This window comes from Amycolatopsis sp. SID8362, from assembly GCF_010550475.1.
Lineage (GTDB): Bacteria > Actinomycetota > Actinomycetes > Mycobacteriales > Pseudonocardiaceae > Amycolatopsis > Amycolatopsis eburnea.
This window is the reverse complement of record NZ_JAAGNB010000425.1, coordinates 1-636: the sequence shown is the minus strand read 5'-3', so window position 1 is coordinate 636 and position 636 is coordinate 1. Positions and strand designations below refer to the sequence as shown.

General features: G+C 75.8%; 1 protein-coding gene. It reads left to right on the top strand.

The window, feature by feature from the left end:
- A partial coding sequence (locus tag G3I65_RS13510) for an MFS transporter (protein WP_160696410.1) occupies window positions 1-636 on the top strand: 636 nt, incomplete at both ends.

Below are 636 nucleotides of genomic sequence, written 5' to 3'. Positions count from 1 at the left end.
CACCGGCCACCCCGACTTCGGCGCCGCCGCGCTGGGCGCCGTCGGCCTCGCCGGGGTGACCGGCGCGCTGGTGGAGGCGCCGGGACGCGGCATCGGCGACCCGGTCGTGCTGGTCGCGGGCCTGCTCGGGATCGCCGGGCTGGCCGCGTTCGTCCTCGTCCAGCACCGCTCGAGGGAACCGCTCGTGCCGCCGTCGCTGTTCCGCGACCGGACGTTCACGCTCTCGAACGCGCTGACGTTCGTCGTCTACGCGGCGCTCGGCGGGGTGATGATGCTGCTGGTCATGCAACTGCAGGTGTCGCTCGGCTACTCGCCGACGCTGGCCGGGCTGGCGGGGCTGCCGCTGACGGTCGTCATGCTGCTGCTCTCCGGCCGCTCCGGCGCGCTCGCGCAGCGCATCGGGCCGCGCACGCAGCTGGTCGTCGGCCCGATCGTCGTCGGCATCGGGATGCTGCTGATGCTGCGCATCGCGCCCGGCGCGTCCTACCTCGGCGCGGTGCTGCCCGCGGTCGTGGTGTTCGGGCTCGGCCTGGCGACGGTCGTCGCCCCGGTGACCGCGACGGTGCTCGCCGCGGCCCCGGACCGCTTCGCCGGCGTCGCCTCCGGCGTCAACAACGCGATCGCGCGCTCGGGCGG